The 17,776-nt window shown below is 63.8% G+C and carries 12 protein-coding genes, 2 tRNA genes and 1 pseudogene; 6 read left to right on the forward strand and 9 right to left on the reverse strand.

What is annotated here, in order from left to right; genetic code table 11:
- Positions 1 to 38: 38 nt before the first annotated feature.
- Together CE_RS07060 and CE_RS07065 are read right to left on the reverse strand one after the other, a co-directional pair.
- Positions 39 to 1,271: an IS110 family transposase gene (locus CE_RS07060; RefSeq protein WP_006769372.1), complete on the reverse strand. Its 1,233-nt coding sequence runs from the start codon at positions 1,269 to 1,271 to the stop codon at positions 39 to 41.
- A gap of 341 nt (positions 1,272 to 1,612) precedes the next feature.
- Positions 1,613 to 2,875, reverse strand: a pseudogene (locus CE_RS07065) (IS256 family transposase).
- A gap of 156 nt (positions 2,876 to 3,031) precedes the next feature.
- On the opposite strand from CE_RS07065, the gene CE_RS15355 reads away from it, so the two are divergent.
- The 3 genes from CE_RS15355 (at position 3,032) to CE_RS07075 (ending at position 3,428) form a co-directional block, all read left to right on the forward strand.
- Complete coding sequence (locus CE_RS15355; protein ID WP_006769374.1) at positions 3,032 to 3,178, forward strand: hypothetical protein; 147 nt, start codon at positions 3,032 to 3,034, stop codon at positions 3,176 to 3,178.
- 66 nt (positions 3,179 to 3,244) lie between these two features.
- Positions 3,245 to 3,316 (forward strand) — tRNA-Gln (locus CE_RS07070).
- Positions 3,317 to 3,355: 39 nt separating this feature from the next.
- A tRNA-Glu gene (locus tag CE_RS07075) sits at positions 3,356 to 3,428 on the forward strand.
- A gap of 48 nt (positions 3,429 to 3,476) precedes the next feature.
- Here the strand turns inward: CE_RS07075 and CE_RS07080 are convergent.
- The 5 genes from CE_RS07080 to CE_RS07100 all read right to left on the reverse strand — a co-directional run bounded on the left by CE_RS07080 (position 3,477) and on the right by CE_RS07100 (position 11,411).
- Positions 3,477 to 4,589, reverse strand: coding sequence for a Wadjet anti-phage system protein JetD domain-containing protein (locus CE_RS07080; protein WP_006769375.1), 1,113 nt, complete (start codon positions 4,587 to 4,589; stop codon positions 3,477 to 3,479).
- A complete protein-coding gene (locus CE_RS07085; RefSeq protein WP_006769376.1) occupies positions 4,576 to 7,938 on the reverse strand; it encodes an ATP-binding protein in 3,363 nt (1,120 codons plus the stop codon). The genes CE_RS07080 and CE_RS07085 overlap by 14 nt, the downstream gene beginning before the upstream one ends.
- Complete coding sequence (locus tag CE_RS07090; RefSeq protein WP_006769377.1) at positions 7,935 to 8,555, reverse strand: DUF4194 domain-containing protein; 621 nt, start codon at positions 8,553 to 8,555, stop codon at positions 7,935 to 7,937. The genes CE_RS07085 and CE_RS07090 overlap by 4 nt, the downstream gene beginning before the upstream one ends.
- Complete coding sequence (locus CE_RS07095) at positions 8,556 to 10,022, reverse strand: DUF3375 domain-containing protein (RefSeq protein ID WP_006769378.1); 1,467 nt, start codon at positions 10,020 to 10,022, stop codon at positions 8,556 to 8,558.
- Between the two features lie 87 nt (positions 10,023 to 10,109).
- Positions 10,110 to 11,411 (reverse strand): MFS transporter, encoded by a 1,302-nt coding sequence (locus tag CE_RS07100; RefSeq protein ID WP_006769379.1) that lies wholly within the window; start codon positions 11,409 to 11,411, stop codon positions 10,110 to 10,112.
- Positions 11,412 to 11,613: 202 nt separating this feature from the next.
- Here CE_RS07100 and CE_RS07105 point away from each other — a divergent pair, with 202 nt between their 5' ends.
- The 3 genes from CE_RS07105 (at position 11,614) to CE_RS07115 (ending at position 15,828) form a co-directional block, all read left to right on the forward strand.
- A complete protein-coding gene (locus tag CE_RS07105) occupies positions 11,614 to 12,081 on the forward strand; it encodes a nucleoside deaminase (RefSeq protein ID WP_006769380.1) in 468 nt (155 codons plus the stop codon).
- A gap of 106 nt (positions 12,082 to 12,187) precedes the next feature.
- The gene (locus tag CE_RS07110) at positions 12,188 to 13,165 is read left to right on the forward strand and encodes a pyridoxal-phosphate dependent enzyme (RefSeq protein ID WP_006769381.1); all 978 of its coding nucleotides are present in this window, start codon (positions 12,188 to 12,190) and stop codon (positions 13,163 to 13,165) included.
- Entirely contained in the window at positions 13,162 to 15,828 is a 2,667-nt protein-coding gene (locus tag CE_RS07115; RefSeq protein ID WP_006769382.1) for an FAD/NAD(P)-binding protein, read from the forward strand. The genes CE_RS07110 and CE_RS07115 overlap by 4 nt, the downstream gene beginning before the upstream one ends.
- On the opposite strand, the gene bioD is transcribed toward CE_RS07115, so the two are convergent.
- Both bioD and CE_RS07125 read right to left on the reverse strand, forming a co-directional pair.
- Positions 15,775 to 16,437, reverse strand: coding sequence for a dethiobiotin synthase (gene bioD / locus CE_RS07120; protein ID WP_006769383.1), 663 nt, complete (start codon positions 16,435 to 16,437; stop codon positions 15,775 to 15,777). The two genes, CE_RS07115 and bioD, sit on opposite strands and share 54 nt — an antisense overlap.
- A complete protein-coding gene (locus CE_RS07125) occupies positions 16,434 to 17,732 on the reverse strand; it encodes an adenosylmethionine--8-amino-7-oxononanoate transaminase (RefSeq protein ID WP_006769384.1) in 1,299 nt (432 codons plus the stop codon). Before CE_RS07125 ends, bioD begins: the two co-directional genes overlap by 4 nt.
- Positions 17,733 to 17,776: the final 44 nt, after the last annotated feature.

Below are 17,776 nucleotides of genomic sequence, written 5' to 3' on the forward strand. Positions count from 1 at the left end.
GCCTTCCTCCAAGGGGGTCAAGATGCTCCTATAGTGTGTCAAGCGCTTTGGAGAAGATTTTCGTAGGCAGCGGCTAATTCCGTCAAAGGGCGTTTTCCCGTTTCAATATCGCTGATCCTGGCAGGAGCGCACCCAAGACGGCCCGCAACCTCTGCCTGAGTCAGGTGCTGGGCCTGACGACGTTGCTTTAAGTCTGGGCGACGCAGATCCCTGGGCTCAGGCCGGCTGGACTGTGCGCACAGCACGCGGTACACCTCGCGCACAATGGCCCGCTTGAGACAGCGAATGATCTCCTTCTTCGACAGTCCTTCCGCAGTGCGTTTAGCCACGTAGTCTTTGGTTCGTTGGTCACATCCCATGCGAACTACCGCGATTCGGTACAGAGCTGAATTTGCCCGCCGATCCCCGCCACGGTTGAGCCTGTGGCGGGTGGTTCGCCCGGAACTCGCCGGCAGTGGCGCTACCCCACATAGCTGTGCCAGGGCCGCTTCGGACGGGATACGCTCCGGATTCTCACCGATGCTGACGATCAGTTCAGCGGCGATCAGCGGGCCGCTGCCAACCATGTTGCTGATATACGGGTTGATGCTTGAGACAAGAGCACTGATCCGGGCTTCCAGGTCATCGCATCGCTCACGCACCTGAAGATAGGTGGCGGCCAGAATCTTCAGGCTGGAGGCAACGGCATGCGCCGGGGCGTGATCGTCAGCTTGCGGCCGGCAACGAGACAGGGCAAGGACCATGGCGTGATTGGTCATGCTGCTGTAGCGGGCCCTGATGTCATCGGGGGCGGTGATCAGCAACGACTTGATCGTATTCATGATTCTCACGGTCGTTGCCACGAGCTGTTTCCGGGTGATGTAGAGCGTCCTTAATGATTCCACTGGCCCTGTCGAATCTTTCGGGATACTCAACGCTTCCCCGGTGAGGACTTGCCGAGCGGCAGCCAGGGCATCGACTGGGTCTGATTTGCCGTTGCGCCGACGAACCGCGCGACTGGGGCGCAGCACCTCGACGACCGCATAGCCGGCGTCGACGAGATGTCGCGTTAATCCTGCCCCGTAGGAGTTGGTTCCTTCCACTCCCACGGTATCGACACCATGGGTGTGCAGAAACAGCGCCAGCTGTGCATAGCCCGAGGTGGTAGCCGGAAAAGTTGCGGTGGCCAGATGCTGGCCCGTAGCGGCGACGGCAGCGACGGTGTGGGTGTCAGTATGTGTGTCGACACCGGCGACAGGGATGGACGGGAGGGGGATACCTGTGATTGTCATGGACGTCTCTTTCGACAGGAGGGGCACTACGTACGGCCGTGGATCCGAGATGTCGGGCAGACAAGACGCTGATGGGACTACTACTATGGCACCTGCCGGGGTGGTCACGGTGAGAAGTCACGCTCCTATGAGGTCATGACCGCATCACCAGATCCGCGGTGCGGGGCCGGAACCGGCTTGGAAGACAAATCTTGACAAAGGCACACAGTCAGACTGTGGCCAGTCCATAGGTGGGTCATTCCGGTGGTTCCGGTCCCGTACTCCCATTATCAGCGTCCATTTGAGTGGTGGATCCGTCAGCCCGACTCAGTGGGGATTAGCTAACTGATGGCCACCGGTTTCTATGCCACGATCGCCTCCCTAAAGCTCGCGGAGAGATCAGCGTCAACCGCATCGGCAGTCACCGTGGTCAGCATTGCGGCCGTGTCTTTCAGGACGCCGAGTTGCATATAACGCCGCTGCTGGATCCAGTCCTCATGTGGCTACTGCCAACACCGCCCCGACCAGGCGAACCACTGAGTCCCGGTCAGGAAAGATCCCGACCACGTTCGTGCGCCGGCGGATTTCCTTGTTCAACCGCTCAGTCGGGTTATTCGACCACACCTTGGTCCACGCAGCCTTCGGAAACGACGTGAAGCTCAGGATCTCGTCCAACGCCTCTTCCAGGTGGACGGCAGCCTTCGGCAGCGTCGGCTCCAGCATGTCTACGACCCATCGGGCCTGGGCCCATGTCTTATCTGGGGCGTCCTGGTCAACAATGGAGTGAAACATCGTGCGCACCCACTTCCACTCCGACCGGGGCACGGATGTCGGATAGGTTCTTTGCATAATGGGTCCGACACCGCTGCCAGGATGCGTCGGGAAACACATCCCCGATGGCGTGCGAAATCCCGCAATGGGCGTCACTGGTGATCAACCCGACCGCAGTCAGTCCGCGGGCCTTGAGATCCCGGAAAAACCCGGTCCAGGACGAGGTCGACTCGGCGGTAGCGATCTGCATGCCGAGGATCTGCCTAAACCCTTCCGCATTGATCCCGGTGGCCAGCAACACCGAGCATGTGACGACGCGTGCGCCTTCGCGGACCGTGATGGTCAGCGCATCGGCAAAGACGTATAAATACGGGCCAGCATCCAGCGGGCGAGTCCTAAAGTCTTCGACCATCTGATCGAGGTCTGTGGCCATAGTTGATACCTGAGATTTCGACATGCCGGTGATCCCGAGGGATTTCACGAGGTCATCCATCCGGCGGGTCGACACGCCTTTCAGGTAGGCGGTGGCCACCGCTGAGGTGAGTGCGGATTCGACGCGAGTGCGGTGTTCCAGCAGCCAGTCGGGGTAGTAGGAACCCTGGCGTAGCTTCGGGACGGCGATGTCGACGGTGCCGACGCGGGTGTCGAGGTCGCGGTGGCGGTAGCCGTTGCGCCGGTTGGTTCTGTCCGGGTCATTGACGCCGTACTCGGCTGCGCAGACCTGGTCGGCCTGGGCGGAAAGCAGCAGGTTGATGGTGTCCTGAAGCATCTGCCGCATCAGGTCCGGGGAGGCTTGGGCCAGTAGGTCGTCAATGTAGCCCGGTCGGGTCGATAGAATGAGGCGCAGAGGCCATCGTGGGTTGTCCTTTCGAGGATGTGTGGTAACTGAGTCGAAAGGTACCGCGGTGGCCTGCCTGTGTTGCTGATCAGGGTGCTCACCGTGCGGTAGCTGTACACCACTTTAGAAGACGTAACCACGGGAACGGTCCGAGCAGGATGTTGAACGCCTGATGCTCGCCTCCGGCATCAGCCCGGGGGAGATCACCATCATGCTGCCCGACGATCACGTGTACGGGATTTATGGTGTGGTGAAGAAGCGAGCGGCCACACCCAGCCCGTTATCCGAGTGTGGCGGGGAGCCGGATTTGGTCGAGTGACACCGTTGTGGTTATAGTAGGAGCCGTTAACAGCGCAGCTCGCAGAGCTTAAACGCTGACTGACATTGGCCTATGGTGTAATTGGCAACACAAGGGTTTCTGGTACCCTCATTCTAGGTTCGAGTCCTGGTAGGCCAGCTGCGATCAGCTGGATTTTATAGTGATCGTGTCCTTTATGCCCCGTTCGTCTAGAGGCCTAGGACGCCGGCCTCTCACGCCGGTAACACGGGTTCGAATCCCGTACGGGGTACAATAAATCGAGGCAGTCCGCATCACGCGGGCCGCCTCTTTTTTCTTTTCAGTCAGTCAGGCCGAGCACCTCGTCGAGGGTCCTGTGCGCGGTATCCCAGGGGATGCGTTCCTGTTCGATCCGGATCTTCCCCTCTGTGAGCAGGGCCCGCCGGGCATCGGACTCCGATGGGGTGAGAAGCGGCAGAACGGTGGTGGGATCACCCGGGTCGGGGACACCGAGGTGGGCCCAGCGGTTGACGTCGGCTGGTGACATCATCACCGATTCCACCGTCGCGAAGCTGCTGCGCAGCCGGTGGAGGATGGCGAATCCCTCGGCGTCGAGGTCACCCCAGTACACGAGTCTGTCGCACCGGTGCAGCCAGGGGAGCCGGTCCAGGGAACCCACCGCGTAACCGGCACCCCACACAGCCACGGTCCCCGGCCAGGCGGTGCTCAGGCTCAGGAAGGTCTCCTTGTTCTCCACGATCAGCGCGATCCGTGGTCCAGCCGTGGGCCACATCGTGGCGGCCTCGGCGACCGGGGTGCTGATATCGGTCACCCCGGTTCCCAGCGAGGGGTCGAGGATCCTCAGGCGGACGAGATGATCACCGGTGACCAGGCCCAGGTCCTCCACACCGAGCAGGTGACGCACCAGACGCGCATTACGTTCCAACCATTTGCCATGCACCCCGGCGACGGCCACGGCGCGGGGTCGGAGGCCGGACCCGGGGTGCTGCCGGAACCAGTCCACGACTCGGGGCACCCAGGTGCATTCCTCCACCGGAAGGTCCCTCCACAAGGGCACCACCTCCACGGCGCGCTCGGTGTGCTCAACGCCGAGCAGCGCGAGCTTGTGCTGCAGTTCCGAGAAGACTCCGGTTGTCCCTGCGAGCTCGGCAAGCTCCGCGGATGTTGAGGTGCTGATGCGTGTCGGCACGGGCTGGACACCCAGGCCCACACGGTGCCAGTGCTTCTCCTCCACGGTGATGCTTCCCGGGCCGCGCCAGGCCTGCCAGGTACGGATGAACTCCTGAACGGTGTCGAAGTCACGGGAGGCGGTGGCGGCGGTTGGTGGCTGCAGGGGCAGAGACCAGGCGTAGGCATCGTCGGTGAGCAACTTCGGCAGACGGGAACGAAAATGGACCCCGGCGCGCTGCGAGACGTCATCAGGAAACCGCATCCGTCACCTCCTCGGAAGAGTCGATGTGAGCCCATCCGGATCTGGCCACGTCGTTGCCGTTGTCATCGATGCCCTCGGAGTAGCTGATGACAACGGTGCCGTCGACATAGGGGGAGAGCGTCTGGATGAGTTTCAACGGTGTGGCCAGCACCATGTGGAAACCGAATTCGGTGAAGATGTTCATGGCGGTTCGGGTGAAGGCCGGGTCCGCCCGGTCGAAGGCCTCATCCAGAACCACGGTGGCGTAGCGCGGGTGGTCCTCATCGGCCTCTGCTAGACGGAAGCGCAGCGCCGCCGCGAGACAGAAGAACACCAGCTTCTGGGCCTGTCCACCGGACAGTGATGCCGAATCCACGTAGGTGTTGACCACGGCACCGTCAGCGTCGACCTCGGAGGCGATGAAGCGGACATGCAACCGGGTGTCCAGCACCAGTCGACACCAACGTTGATCATCCGCGTTCTCACTGCCGAGACGGTCGAGGATGACCGACAGCACCTGATAGCGTTTCTCCGCCTCGGCGATGTCCCGGTCGCGGGTGGCAGCCATCGCACCATCGGTCGCCATCCTGAGGTCGTCCATGAATTTCTGGGCATCGGTGTTCCGGTTGTCCCTGACCTCGACGCGCAACCACCGGCCAGGGTTGAACTCGGAACGCCCCAACGACTCGTTGACCGGGTGCAGGCGGGTTTCAATGTCCCCGCGGGCGCGGCGCAGAGAGGTCGATAATGCGCCGAGGTTCTTCACCGAGCTCTCGTTCATCAGGTCGAGGAAACGGCCCTCGAAATCCCCCAGCCGATCACGGCGCAGGAACATCAGGCGGTTGATGGCCTCACCTGCGAAACCGGGATCAGCCTGGAGCTCGGCCTTCTCGGCGGGCCATTCGGCAATATACCGCGCCAGGATCCGGGTGATTCCGGAGTTCGCCTGAGTGATGGCCGTTTCGCAGGAGGCGATCGTGGCATCGAGTTCACCGACGATCGTGTCGGTGATCCTGTCGATATTGCCCTGGGTAACGCGGCGCGTCTCCACATCAATGCGTGCGCTCAGCTCCCGGGAGAGGGACTCGTCGACGTGTGCGCGGCCAGCCAACTCAGATTCCAGGCGCGCAATGTCCCGGGTCGTGGTGTCGATCTCCGTGGCCAGCTGCCCGGCCTCCCGGTCAGCGATCCGGAAGGCGGAATCAACCTCGGCGTAGCGCTGCTGAGATTCGGTGACGTGCTGCTGGAGTTGCGCGAGTTCCGGCGAGGACAGGATCTCGGCACGCTGCTGGGCCAGGGAGCTGAGGTGGGCATCATCCACGCTGACATCGATCTGGTCAAAGGTGAACTGGGCGATGTCTCTGGCGTGATCGATCAGTGTCCGTTCACTGGTGATTAAACGCCGTTTCTCCGTGATCCGGTTCCCGGCGGCGGTGATCTGTGCATCCAGCGTGGCGAGGGCGTCGCGTAGCAGCTCGATCTTCTCGTCATTGGAGGAACCGAGGCGGTAGGAGGAACGATCACCCAGCCGACGGCGGTCGTCCTTGATATAACCGACCGAGCCATCCCTGTAGGTGCGTTGTCGCACCAGTCCGTTGAGGGTCACACCCTGCTGATGGGTGCCGAGTTCCTCCAGTTCACGTTCAGTGTCTACGCACTCGTAGTCATGATCGCGCAGTACTTCATTGCGCACCCAGGTCGACATCGGCGCATCAGGGAATTGGAGTTTGTTGCTCAGGGCCCTGGGACTCGACGACCCCCGGGAGACAACAACATGGGCGGGGATGACGCGGTAGATCAGGCAGATTCCGAGACTGGTCCGGTTCACGTAGGAATTAATGGTGTGGGCTAGCCGCTCCGGGACCAGAAGGGTGGTGGCAAAGGACCCCAGGAGCTGCTGGATGACGGGTTCCCAACGGAGGTGATCCTGGTGGACGTCGATGAGCTCACCGGCGAAGGGCAGTTCCTGTTCGGTGACCTGTAATGCCTCGGCGAGAGCCTCACGCACGAGGATGTAGCGACGGTCGATGTTGCTGCTGCGTTGCCCCAGGGAACTCAGCTCGGCGGCAAGCTCCTCGCGCTTGTTTTTCAGGTCGCGGCGGTCCACTTCATCGCTGAGCTTCTCGGCTTCCCACCTCCTGATCCGGTCAGGGGAATTCGAGGTGATCTCCTGGGCGTGGACGAGAAGCTGGGCGTATTTCTCCGCGTCGGTGGGCATGGTGCCACCGACGGCCTGGACAGCCTTCTGGACCCTGGCTCGATCCGCTGACCGACGTTCCCGTCGTTCCCTGATTCTCGCCTCCTGTTCCTCAATGACATTCAGGCGTCCATCACCCCGCGACTGGAGTGCCGCCGTGTCCGATGTCACTCTCTGCTGCGCCTGGTCGAGTGCCTCCCTCAGTTGCGCCACGCGGGCGTCCACAGCGGTGCGTCTGGTGGCCAGTTCCGCCAGACGATCACGGTTGTTTTCCAGGTGCAGGGTGTCGCGCACGGTGGGGAAGGCCTGCTTCATCTTTGCGGCGTGTTCCCTGCGGGTCTGGGCAGCGTCCCGGTGATCACGAAGCCCCACGAGGGGTTCCAGGATGTCGATCTGGGCACGGACGTCGATGACGCGTCGATAGGCCTGGCGCAGGTCGTCGAACTGTTGGACCGCCTCGTCGGCCATGTCGAAGGTCGTCGGTGGTTCAAGCATGTAGTCGCGGAAGAGCTGATCGAGGCTGGACAGGGACTTCGCCGACTGCGTTCGGTGCAGCAGCAGCTGGGCCTCTTCGGTGTGCATGCCCAGGCGTGGCCGGAAATAGTCGGCAAAAACGCGGTACTGGTCGCTGAAACGGGCCTCGGGGAAGGCGCTCTTGATCTTGCGCTTGTCGACGCCGACCTTCAGGTAAGGCTCGAATTCCCGCACGTCCATGTCCGTGGGCACGGTGCCGTAGAACTTCTGTACCTGGGCGTTGGCGGTGTCGCCGGCGCGGAGATAGAACAGTCCGACCAGCGTATAGACCGTGCCCGCGGCATCGTCGTAGGTGAGTCCGACGACGGTGTAGGTGGCTTTGCCACGCAGGAAGGTGGATGCGATGCCACCGGTCTCGGCGTCTTCACGGCGTCGCCACGCACCCCTGATATATGACGCCAGGGTTCGTCCCTGTTCGCGGCTGAGCCCCTGTTGTGCCGCCTCGTTGAAGCGCACCTTGACGGGCGGGACGAGGATGGCGGCCATGGCGTCGAGAAGCGTGGATTTACCCGACCCCGAACCACCGGTGATGAGGTGTCCCCGCCTCGCAATGGGCATGTCGACGTAACCCGAGAAGGTACCCCAGTTGATCAGTTGGATACGGGAGAGCCGGAATTGGCCGGGGTAGATGGGACTCATTTCTGCTCCTTTGTACCGGCGGCTGTACCGGCAGCGTAGCGCGCATATTCATCCCGGAGGGCGGTCACGGTGTCAACGTCGAAGATGTGACGCAGCACGGGGGAGACTTCATACCGGCCGGTGGTTTCTGTCTCGTCGAGCAGGTTGTAGGTGTTGCGGATCCGGGTGATCGCGGCGTTGAAACGCCTGGCATAGGCGGCATCATCCAGGTCATCCGCACGCTGGTAGGAACGAACCTGGTCGCGCAGCTCCTCGACATCCACGATCACCCGCTCGCCCGGGGCGCTCAGGCCCAGTTCATTGCGCAGGTGCAGGAGGATCAGCGTGTCGACGTGTTTCAGCCGGTCGACGCGCAGCACCGCGGGGATTTTCAGGTCGTTGTCCGGGGAGGCCATCCGGGTGAAGGCGATGCCGGCGTCCTCGTCAATGATGAGGTCGAGGAACACATCCGCGAGGCGACTGCGCAGGGCCTGGGTGTCAGTGATCACCGCTGACCACAGCTCCGGATGCCTGGTCTTGCGCATCAACGGGCCCTTGAGAAGCTGAACCAGAGCGCGACGCGAGTCGAGGCTCAGGGTGCCGGTGTCCCCGGTCCATAGGGGATCAATGGTGGACATCTACATCTCCTCCAGGCTGGTGGTATCGAAGGCATACTGGTCGATGATGGCGTGGCGGGTGATTCCGTCCTCGTCCCAGGTGACGTGCCCGGTGTGGCCGCCGGGTAGACCGTGTTGGAGCCCCAGGTGGAGTAAGCCGACGATGCTGCCCAGCCCCTGGGTCGCCGGGTGTCTGGCCAGCACCTGGCTGATTGTCGCCCGCCCCGCTTCCGCCGTCACGGTGTCGCGGACCGAGTCGATCAGCTCCTCGAGGTCGATTTCCGATTGGCGGACCGTGGCCAGTAACTCCCCGACGTCGAGCGGCTGCGCCGCATTGACGATGGTCTCACCTTCGACTACCTCCTCGCCGGGGTTGGCCAGTTCGATGGAACTGACGGACTGGATGCTCATGCCGATACGCTGCAGTGGAGTCTCCATCGCGTGAATGGCATTCAGTTCCGACTCTTCGACCGCATCCGCGGCCAGGGCGCGGGTCTCACGGATCAATTCGATCATCTTCCGATCCTCCGCGAACTGTTCACTGGCCACATAGTGTCGCAGTGAGCGGGCCAGACCCGTCATCACCGAGTTCACCTCCGCCCCGGCCTCCTCCATGTCCCGGATGAGACTGCGCAGAGACATCCGGCTGTCCTGGTCAAGATGGCGGGCGGGTTCGCTGGCCAGAATCTGATCTATCCAGGCGTCGATATAGGCGCTGCGTTCGGGGTCGGTGATGATGGAATAGAAACCATTGAAACTGCGACCGGCTTCGGAATCGCTGATGACATCCACCCCCGTGAAAATATCATCCAGTACGTCACCGCGCGTGGCATCGGGATCCAGTAACTGCCGACGCAGGGTGCGGTTGAGTACCTCAAACTCATGCCGGACCCGGGCGAAGTCTGCGGGCACTGATGACGCCGAGGTCAGGATATCCTCCAGCCGTTCGGACACCCGCTCCACGGATGGCAATTCGAAATCACCCTGCGAGACCCGTTCGATCTCCCGATCCAGACGGTCACGTTCGATCTGGAGGCGTTGCAGACGCGAGGAGATGTCCGGGTCAGTATCACGTGCCAGGCCACGCAACGCTTCCGAGATTGATTCCAACCGGGATGCGGTAACTGCCGAACGTGGTTTCTCCCAGCGCTGTACCGCCTGGAGGGCGCTCAACGCATCCTCGGCGGGCTCCAGCAATTCGCCGGTCCGCTGGCTTCCAGCCCTGCGTACCAGCCATCCACTCCGAACCCAGTCAGTGCAGTACTCCGCCGGGGTCTTCGGCAGATCCATCCCGCGCTGGCGCAGCACGGTCAGATCTGCCGCCATCAACTCATACACCTCGGAAGCCGGACGTGGAGCCGGAGCACCTCCGAAATGAACAGACACCGTGGCCATGACGAAGGGTGCATTCTTGGCGGCGAGGAGACGGACGGCGGGAGAATCCGTCAAGATCCGTTGAAAAGACAACGCCTGGGCGATTGAGCTCATAAAAATCAGTGTGCCACAGGGGTGGGACAGGACCCCGTCGACAGGCACGAGCAGCTGGGCGGGAATCCTGCGTTCACCAGGCCAGTTCTAGATGCCGAAGCGTCGCCACAGCGGGTCGGGGGAGGTGCGCTTCATCAGGGAGATGGCGCGCAGTAACCAGGCCAGGCAGAAGGCCACGAGCACGAAGATCACCAGGAAGGTGGCCTGCTCCAGTCCCGTTGCGGTTTTCACACCGGCGAAGAGCGGGGGGAGGAAGGCGCCACCCAGGCCACCGAACATACCCACCAGGCCACCGACGGACCCGACATTGCCCGGGAAGTAATCCGGGATGTACTTGAACACCGAGGCCTTGCCGATACCCATGCCCACACCCAGCGTGAACAGGAGGAGGGTGAACAGCACGATGTTGATGGTGAGGGGGAGCGCGAGGATGCCGCTGGCGGTGAGCATGATCAACAGGGCGAAGATGGTCGTCTGTCGGGCCCCGAAACGGTCGGACAGGGATCCCCCCACCGGACGCATCAGGGAGGCCGGGAAGATGAACAGCGCCGTCAGCAGCGCGGCGGTGGAGGTGGAGACACCGTACATGTCGATGTAGTACTTGGGCATCCAGGAGGACAGGGCGACATAGGCACCGAAGACCGCCACATAGTAGAGACTGAAACGCCAGACGCGGCCCTGTTTCAGGGGCGCGAGCATCTCAGAGAGTTTCCGACCCTGCCCCGGTTTCTTATCCTGTGCCGGCGTGATGAACCACAACATCACCGCGGTGGCCAGCAGGGCCACGGCGTAGATCACGGGTACCAGCCGCCAGCCACCCTCCACCAATCCCCCGAAGTACAGGGAACCGGCTGTGGCCGCGATGATGACGGGGCCGATGAATTTGGTGACGGATGCACCGACGTTGCCGGCACCGAACACCCCCATCGCTAGACCATTTCGGCGTTTGCTGAACCAGGCTGCCACCCAGGTGTTGCCGACGGAGAATGAGTTGCCGGCAAGGCCCACGGCAAACGCGAGCCCCAGGAGCATGGAGTAGGAATCGGCCAGTGAGACCATGTAGCTGAAAACAGCGGAGGCGACCAGCAGCACCGTCATCACGATGCGACCACCGAGGCGGTCGGCGATGATTCCGGCGGGCAGGCGCCACAGTGAACCGTTGAGGATGGCCACCGAGCTGATGAGGGACAGCTGGACATCCGTCAGTCCGAATTCTTCCTGGATGGGGATGCCCAGAACTCCGAACATCATCCAGGCGGCGAACATCAGCGTGAAGCCCAGGGTGGCCATGGTCAGCACCCGGTAGGCACCGGGTGTCTCACGTGTCGGGCTGGTGGCGACAGGTGGATCGGTGGTCAGGGGGGTGTGGTGATCGCGGGCGTTGGTCATGACACTCCTCGGGCGATGGTGTTATTTTTCGTTTATCTTAACCCATTTAAATAGGTGTTACCTAAATCAGCTTAAACTTAAACTTTTAAATGTTGTTCCGGAAAGTATCGGGAGGTATCAGTTCTTCGTCCTGCTAGAAACGGTAATCGAGGATCACCCCGTGCGCACGCCCATCCCGCCATCGCGGGCATAATCGGTGACCATGAACCCGAACTTTCTCCATCGCGCCGTCGAGCTGTCCCGCAGGGGAATGGAGGCCGGTCAGGGTGGTCCCTTCGGGGCGGTCATCGCCCGGGGTGACCGCATCATCGCGGAGGCCTATAACACTGTGCTCGCCACGAAGGATCCCACCAACCATGCGGAGATAGTCGCCATCCGGTCCGCGGCCAGGGTCCTGGGTACCGTTGATCTCACCGGGTGCGAGCTCTACGTCAATGCCCAACCGTGTCCGATGTGTGCCGGGGCTGTGTACTGGGCGCGACTCGAGAGGGTGTATTTCGCCAATACCGCAGCAGAGTCCGCACGGATCGGGTTTGATGATGTGAGGATCGATACTGAGTTGAACAGGAATCCGCAGGACCGCGGTATCCCCTTCGAGCACGTCCCGGACCGGCGTGCCCGGGAGGTATTCGACGACTGGCTGCGCATGGAGGGCCGCGTCGAGTATTAAATGCACATCCGGGCTGGCGGGGGAGTGTCGTAAAGCGCCGCTGTGCAGAGCAGTGGCGGAAGCACCCACGGTAGTACACCCGGTACCCCCGCATGTGACCTCGATCATGCGTAAGCTCGCGTGCATGAATGGCACAACTGGTCTAAAAGCACCCGGTCTGACGATCGCCGACACGATCGGCAACACCCCGCTCGTGCGGCTGGATCGGCTCACCCGGGACCGGGATTTCACATTGTGGGCGAAGCTGGAGTATTTCAACCCGGGTGGCAGCGCCAAGGATCGCACGGCGCAAGCCATGGTCACCGCCGGCACCCTCAAACCCGGGGATATGGTGGTGGAGTCCAGCTCCGGCAACCTCGGTATCGCGCTGGCCCGGGAGGCGGTGCTCGGCGACTGGACGTTCCACTGTGTGGTGGATCCCCGCGCCAACCGCAGCACCGTGAAACACATGCAGGCACTGGGTGCGGTGGTTCACCAGATCACCGAACCGGATGAGGAAACCGGCGACTGGCTGGTCGCCCGCCGCAAACGGGTTGCGCAGCTGCTTCAGGAGATCCCGGAGGCTATCTGTCTTGATCAGTACTCAAACACCGAGGCCTTCCGCGCGCACCAGGAGGGCACGATGGCCGAGATCGTGCAGCAGCTGGGCCACGCGCCCGACCACCTGCTGGTCGCGGTGAGCACCACCGGCACCATCGGTGGGTGCCTCCGCCATATCGAGGCCCACCACCTGCCCACGCAGGTCACCGCGGTCGACGCCATGGGGTCGGTGCTTTTCGACGGCAACCCCGGCCCCCGTCACCTCCCGGGCTTCGGTGCCGGCATGGTTCCTGAGCTGTCCCGGCAGATCACCCCACACCGGGTGCTGCGGGTGGCTGACCGCGAATCCGTGGAGGGCGCCCGCACCCTGGTCCGGAAGGAGACCATCCTGCCGGGCGCCTCGGGTGGGGCGGTGATCGCAGCCGTCGACAAGCTCAAGGACGTTTTCGAATCCGGCAGCGATGTCGTGGTGATCCTGCACGACAGCGGAACCAGATATATGGACACGATTTACAACGATGATTGGGTGGAGGAGACTCTGTGATCAAGGTAGCGATCATCGGGGGCGGACCCCGCGGACTGTGGGCTTCTGAGGAATTATTCGGACTGGCACGGGAACGCGGGGTGGATGTGGATCTGCACGTGTTCGACGACGGTGCCGGTGTGGCCTATACCGATGACCTGCCCGACGAGTGGCTGGTCAATGTGCGTTCCTCGCTGATCCGCACCCAGCTGGGCACCTTCGACGACTGGCGGGGCATACATGATGATCCATTCCCGTCGCGCCACCGGGTCGGCCATTTCCTCGCCGCCTCCTGGGCAGCGCTGGGGGAGCATGTGCCGATGGGCTGCACCCTGACCCGGCATGAGATGCATGTGGATTCGCTCGCTCCGGAAGGACGGCAGTGGCTGGTCAACGGCACCGCCTTCGATGAGGTCCTGCTGGCCACCGGCCATGCCCACGACTGGCCCGGGGCATTGAGCGCCGAGGATCTTCCCGAGGGGGTGCGCCTGATCCGCTCCCCGTACCCACCGCACAACCTGGACGGCATCGGGTCTCAGGACCGGGTCCTGGTGCGCGGGGCGGCCCTGACCTTCATCGACATCATCCGTGCCTGCGATCCGGCCGTGTTCATCCCGGTCACCCGCACCGGCCAGCTGATGACGGTGAAACCGGACCTCGGTGACCTGGATGCGACGGACCTGCTGGAGGAGGGCAGGAAGCGCATCCTGGGTGTTACCGATCTCCCCGAACTGGTCGCGGTGCTGGAGGATGTCTCCGCCCGCCTGCAGGAGCTGGCCGGACGCGACGATGATGCCTGGGGCATGGGGATCGCCTGGCGCGACATGTACACCGCCATCGTGGAACGCGCCTCCTATGAGGGACGCGACAGCCTCGAGGGCTTCGGGGACCTCGCCCGTGAGATGGAACGCGTCGCCTTCGGCCCCCCGCCGGAGAGCGCCGAACATCTCCAGCACCTCATCGACACCGGCAGGGTCGACATCACCCACCTGGGCCGGGGCCGGGAACCACTGCGTGATCTGGCTGAGGAACTGGGTGCCACCGTGGTCATCGACGCCATTATCCCCCCACCCGGGGTGGTGCCGGGAACCCTGGTCGCCGACCTCGTCGAGGCCGGTCACGCACGCATCCGCCCCGGCACCCGTGGCCTGGATGTGGAACCCGATGGCACCGTGATGGGACAGACCCACCTGTCCGCGGTCGGCCGCATGACCGAGGATGTGGTCCTGGGCAATGACACCCTGTCACGCACCCTGCACGATGTGATCCCACGCTGGGCGCGCCGGGTGGTGACAGGCCCCGAGCAGGTCCACGGCATCCCCCCGTTGACCGCGCGCCTGGAACCATGGGCGGCTGACCTGGCCAATGATCCGGCGGCCTGCCGCGGTCTGATCAATGAGTTCGGCAGCCCCGTCAATGTCCTGCACTCCGGGTCCATGCCCCGCAACATCAACGAGCTGGTCGAGGCCGGTGCACAGATGGGTGTGGACACCCGCATCTTCTTCGCCCGCAAGGCCAACAAGGGGCTCACCTTCGTCGACGCGGTGCGCGATGCCGGTCACGGCGTGGATGTGGCCAGTGAACGCGAGCTGTCCCAGGTGCTTGGCCGGGGCGTGCCGGGGGAGCGGATCATCCTCTCCGCCGCCATCAAACCGGACAGCCTGCTGGAGCTCGCGATCGCCAACGGTGTGGTCATCTCCGCGGATTCCCGTGATGAGTTCGACCGGATCGCGGCGCTGGCCGGGGACAGCCTCGCCCGTGTGGCACCCCGCGTGGCACCGGATCCCGCCACGATGCCACCGACCCGTTTCGGTGAGCGCGTCGGTGACTGGGCGCGTCACCTGGCCGCGCCGGTGCCGGGCGTGGACATCGTCGGCCTGCACGTCCACCTCCACGGTTACTCGGCCGTCGACCGCGCGGCCGCACTGCGGGAGTGCTGTGAGCTTGTCGACGCCCTCACCACCGCCGGCCACACCCCCCGCTTCATCGATCTCGGCGGCGGGGTGCCCATGAGCTACCTTGACTCCACCGAGCAGTGGTTGAAGTACCAGTCCGCGCGCAGCGCCGCCGTGGATGGTTATGCTGATCCGTTCACCTGGAAATCCGATCCGCTCAACACCACCTACCCCTACCACCAGACCCCGGTGCGTGGGCCCTGGTTGAAGCAGGTCCTCGGCGACGGTGTGGCGGAGATGCTCATCGAGCGTGGTCTGCGCCTGCACCTGGAGCCGGGCAGGAGTCTGCTGGACGGTTGCGGGCTCATCCTCGCCGAGGTGGCGTTCGTGAAAACCCGCAGTGATGGTGTGCCCCTGGTGGGTCTGGCCATGAACCGCACCCAGTGCCGGACCACCTCCGATGACTACCTCGTCGATCCGCTGCACATCACCGATGAGGCGGACGGTGAGGAGCGGGAGGCCTTCCTGGTCGGGGCCTACTGCATCGAGGATGAACTCATCCTGCGCCGGCGTATCCGCTTCCCGCGTGGGGTGAAGGCCGGCGATATCATCGGCATCCCGAATACCGCCGGTTATTTCATGCACATCCTGGAAAGTGCGTCCCACCAGATCCCCCTGGCCAAGAACGTGGTGTGGCCGGCCGGCGAGCTCGATGACATCGACCGCCTGGATGGGTCAGAGGGGGAGGGTGAGGCAGCTCTGCGCCATCGCCTGGAAGTCGTCCGGTAGCAGGTCCCCGGCGCCGGCCGGCAGCACCCCGAGCAGGGGAACCCGGCAGATCCGGGTGAGTTCCCCATGGTTGAGCTGTTCCGCCAGTCCGGGATCGGGGGATGCGGAACCGCCGATCAACCCCAGCACCTCAACACCGGCGGTACGGGCTGCCTGCACGCTGAGCTCCGCGGCGTTCAGGCTGCCCAGTCCCAGGGAGGTCACCAGCACCAGCGGTGCGTCGAGCTCGGCGGCGACGTCCAGCAGGGTCAGATCATCCGCCAGGCGGACCAGCACGCCACCGGCACCCTCCACCAGAACAATCCGGTCGGGTGCATCGAGGTCGCGGATCTCCCGGGCAAGGTCGGGCAGGGTCACCTGGGGCAGACCCGCGCGCCGTGCCGCGAGGTTGGGTGCCAGCGGGTCCGGGTAGCGGGTGAACTCCACCCCGCGGATACCGCTGAGCTTTTCGACGGTGTGGATATCACCCCGGCCGTCCGGTTCACCGGTCTGGACCGGTTTGACGGGGATCACCCGGTCACCCCGGTGGTGGAAGGCTGATGCGAGTGCCGCGGTGGCGATGGTCTTGCCCACATCCGTGCCGGTGCCGCTGATGAAGAGGATGCTCATGGCCTGCTCCCCGCAGCCCGGACAGCGGCGGCCACACCGCGGCAGATCGTGGCGATGTCCTCCGTGGTGCAGACATAGGGAGGCATGACGTAGATGAGGCGTCCGAAGGGACGTAACCACACCCCCTCCGCGATCGCCGCCCGGGTGGCGTTGATCATATCCACCGGGGTGGTCATCTCCACCACGCCGATCGCGCCGAGGACACGGACATCGGCCACCCCGGGTTCCCGGCGCAACGGGTCCAGCCCCGCCCTGAGTTCCGTATCAATCCCGAGCACCGCAGAGCGCCACCCACCCTCGGCGATGATCGCCAGGGATTCCGCAGCCACCGCGCAGGCCAGGGGATTGGCCATGAAGGTGGGGCCGTGCATCAGCGCGCCCCCGCCACGGGGCGAGGTGATCGCATCGGCGACCGCGGTGGTGCACAAGGTGGCGGCCAGCGTCATGAACCCACCGGTCAGCGCCTTGCCCACACACAGGATGTCCGGGGTCACCCCGGCGGCCGAGGTGGCGAACAGACTGCCGGTGCGACCGAATCCGGTGGCTATCTCATCGGCGATCATGAGGATGCCCCGGCGGTTGCAGATCTCCCGGACACCGGCCACCAGGCGATGATCATGGAAACGCATCCCACCGGCACCCTGGACCACCGGTTCGATGATGATCGCGGCCACGGTGTCATCCACCAGGGACTCAAGCTCGTCCAGGTAGCGCTCCAGTTCCTGCGGGTCGGAACCCCGGACGGGTGGGGCGGGTGCGAAGAGCTGCTGCGCCAGGACACCGCTCCACAGGGAATGCATCCCCCCGTCGGGATCGCAGACGCTCATCGCTGCGAAGGTGTCGCCGTGGTATCCGGAGCGCCACGTCAGCAGGCGGGTGCGTTCCGGGTGCCCGATGCCACGGGAGTACTGGAGGGCCATCTTCACGGCGACCTCCACGGCGACGGACCCGGAATCGGAGTAGAAGACGGTGTCCAGGGGGGCGTCGACAAGCTCCAGCAGCGCCCGGGTCAGCCGGGCTGCGGGCTCGTGTGTCAGGCCACCGAACATCACGTGGCTCATGCGGTGGGCCTGGGCGGTGGCGGCGGCCACCAGACGTGGGTGTCCGTGTCCATGCACCGCGGACCACCATGAGCTCATGCCGTCGATCAGCTGGGTGCCATCGCTGAGATGGAGGTGGATCCCCTCCGTGGCTGAGACCGGGAGAGCCGGCGCCCCGGGGGCGGAATAGGGGTGCCAGATGTGGTTTTTATCCAGCTCGAGGATGTCCTCAGGGGTCAGGGTGTCTGTGTGCATCTTTCTCCTGCGTGCGCTGTGGTGGAGGTGTTTGTGCACTATAA

The organism is Corynebacterium efficiens YS-314, from assembly GCF_000011305.1.
Lineage (GTDB): Bacteria > Actinomycetota > Actinomycetes > Mycobacteriales > Mycobacteriaceae > Corynebacterium > Corynebacterium efficiens.

Excerpts from the sequence above, each read along its gene's own strand:
- CE_RS07060 (WP_006769372.1), bottom strand. The coding sequence starts at position 1,271 with ATGACAATCACAGGTATCCCCCTCCCGTCCATCCCTGTCGCCGGTGTC.
- CE_RS15355 (WP_006769374.1), top strand. The coding sequence starts at position 3,032 with ATGCTCGCCTCCGGCATCAGCCCGGGGGAGATCACCATCATGCTGCCC.
- CE_RS07080 (WP_006769375.1), bottom strand. The coding sequence starts at position 4,589 with ATGCGGTTTCCTGATGACGTCTCGCAGCGCGCCGGGGTCCATTTTCGT.
- CE_RS07085 (WP_006769376.1), bottom strand. The coding sequence starts at position 7,938 with ATGAGTCCCATCTACCCCGGCCAATTCCGGCTCTCCCGTATCCAACTG.
- CE_RS07090 (WP_006769377.1), bottom strand. The coding sequence starts at position 8,555 with ATGTCCACCATTGATCCCCTATGGACCGGGGACACCGGCACCCTGAGC.
- CE_RS07095 (WP_006769378.1), bottom strand. The coding sequence starts at position 10,022 with ATGAGCTCAATCGCCCAGGCGTTGTCTTTTCAACGGATCTTGACGGAT.
- CE_RS07100 (WP_006769379.1), bottom strand. The coding sequence starts at position 11,411 with ATGACCAACGCCCGCGATCACCACACCCCCCTGACCACCGATCCACCT.
- CE_RS07105 (WP_006769380.1), top strand. The coding sequence starts at position 11,614 with ATGAACCCGAACTTTCTCCATCGCGCCGTCGAGCTGTCCCGCAGGGGA.
- CE_RS07110 (WP_006769381.1), top strand. The coding sequence starts at position 12,188 with ATGCGTAAGCTCGCGTGCATGAATGGCACAACTGGTCTAAAAGCACCC.
- bioD (WP_006769383.1), bottom strand. The coding sequence starts at position 16,437 with ATGAGCATCCTCTTCATCAGCGGCACCGGCACGGATGTGGGCAAGACC.
- CE_RS07125 (WP_006769384.1), bottom strand. The coding sequence starts at position 17,732 with ATGCACACAGACACCCTGACCCCTGAGGACATCCTCGAGCTGGATAAA.